This window comes from Kitasatospora sp. NPDC057518, from assembly GCF_042802075.1.
In the GTDB taxonomy this organism is placed as follows: Bacteria; Actinomycetota; Actinomycetes; order Streptomycetales; family Streptomycetaceae; genus Kitasatospora.
Genome location: NZ_JBHVEU010000781.1, coordinates 1 through 1,589 on the forward strand (window position 1 = coordinate 1; position 1,589 = coordinate 1,589).

Consider the following 1,589-nt stretch of genomic DNA (forward strand, 5'->3'; position numbering starts at 1 on the left):
CATGATGGCGGTGAACTCGCCCTGGGGGAACACGACGCTGACGTTGTCGAGGGCGACGACGCGGGTCTCCCCCTCCCCGTAGACCTTGTTCAGGCCGGTGGCTCGGGCGGCCGCCAGGCCGGTGCGGACGGCGGTTGCGGTCGACGTGGTCACGGGGACTCCTAGTGCTCGCGGACTTGTACCTCCATGCTCCGCGACGTGATCATGGTTCTGCGTCGCTCCGCCGGACGGTTGGTCCTACCACCGCTGGGCGTAGGGGCGGGCGACCCCCTCCTCCTGCGGTATGACGTGAACCCTGAGGCGGACGGGTGGCCGGAACGGATATCCTTCGTGGCCGAATCCCGGACAGTTCGTCAGATGGCAAGGAAACATGACAACTTCCGGGGCTGGGAACATGCGAAAGGGTGATCCGGGAGACTAGGCTCAGGGGGTCCCACAGACGCCCGGATGGTGGAACGCAGACACGGGCAGCTTAAAACTGCTTGGCCGCGAGGCCGTGCCGGTTCGAGTCCGGCTCCGGGCACCGATCACCCGGCGGGGGCGCGACGGCGTCCCCGCCGGTCGTTGTTCACCGGATCCTCCTCGCGGCGTATCCCGGAATTTTTGCCAAGCCATTACCCTTGTGCATGGGCGGTGCAGTGCCGCCACGGAGGGAATGAGCAATGAGAAGCAGCAACCCGGTCTTCTCGCGGGAGGGGTCCTTCACCCGCGACTCCGGCTACGCGGGGTTCGGTACCGCGCAGGCCGGGACCCAGCACGGCCAGAACCAGTACGGCCAGAACCCCTACGCGGGTACGCCCTACGCCCAGCAGCAGCCGCAGGGCCAGCCCATGACCGACGAGCAGCTCTACGAGCTGTACAACGGGCCCTCGGCGGGCCCGGCGGCCACCGGGCGGATGACGCTGGACGACGTGGTCGCCCGCACCGCCATGACGCTGCTGACGCTGGTCGTCGCCGGCGCGGTGGCCTGGTTCGCGCTGCCGTTCGAGAACTTCGGCTTCGCGATCGCCGCCAGCCTGGTGGCCATGGTCGTCGGCCTGGTGGTCTCGTTCAAGCGCAGCGTCAGCCCGCCGCTGATCCTGACCTACGCGGCCCTCCAGGGCTTCGCGATGGGCGCCGTCTCGCACGCCTTCAACACCATGCTGAACGGCATCGTGATCCAGGCGGTGCTGGGTACGGCGGCGGTCTTCGGGGCGATGCTGTTCGCCTACAAGAGCGGCCGGATCCGGGTCACCGCCCGGTACCAGCGGATCGGCATCGCGATCGCCCTGGGCTTCGTGCTGCTGATGATGGTCAACATGATCGCGATGGCCTTCGGCGCCGACATGGGCCTGCGCTCCGGCCCGCTGGGCATCGTGGTCGGCCTGGTCGGCATCGGCCTGGGCGCCTTCTTCCTGTCGCTGGACTTCGCGGCGATCGAGGAGGCCATCGCCCAGGGCGCCCCGCAGCGGGAGTCCTGGCGGGCCGCCTTCGGGCTGACCCTGTCGCTGGTCTGGATCTACATGGAGATGCTGCGGCTGATCGCGATCCTGCGCGGCGACGACTGACGGTCCCTTCCTTCGTGAACCACTGCCGCCGGGCCCCGGAGC

The 1,589-nt window shown here is 68.7% G+C and carries 1 protein-coding gene, 1 tRNA gene and 1 pseudogene; 2 read left to right on the forward strand and 1 reads right to left on the reverse strand.

Annotated features, from left to right (window positions below; translation table 11 throughout):
• Window positions 1-153 (reverse strand): annotated as a pseudogene (locus tag ACFU7Z_RS39355) (ABC transporter ATP-binding protein); the annotation flags it as partial.
• Window positions 154-441: 288 nt separating this feature from the next.
• Between ACFU7Z_RS39355 and ACFU7Z_RS39360 the strand changes: the two are divergent.
• Together ACFU7Z_RS39360 and ACFU7Z_RS39365 are read left to right on the forward strand one after the other, a co-directional pair.
• A tRNA-Leu gene (locus ACFU7Z_RS39360) sits at window positions 442-523 on the forward strand.
• Window positions 524-662: 139 nt separating this feature from the next.
• Window positions 663-1,547, forward strand: a complete 885-nt coding sequence (locus tag ACFU7Z_RS39365) for a Bax inhibitor-1/YccA family protein (RefSeq protein ID WP_074001301.1) — start codon at window positions 663-665, stop codon at window positions 1,545-1,547.
• The last annotated feature ends 42 nt before the right edge of the window (window positions 1,548-1,589 follow it).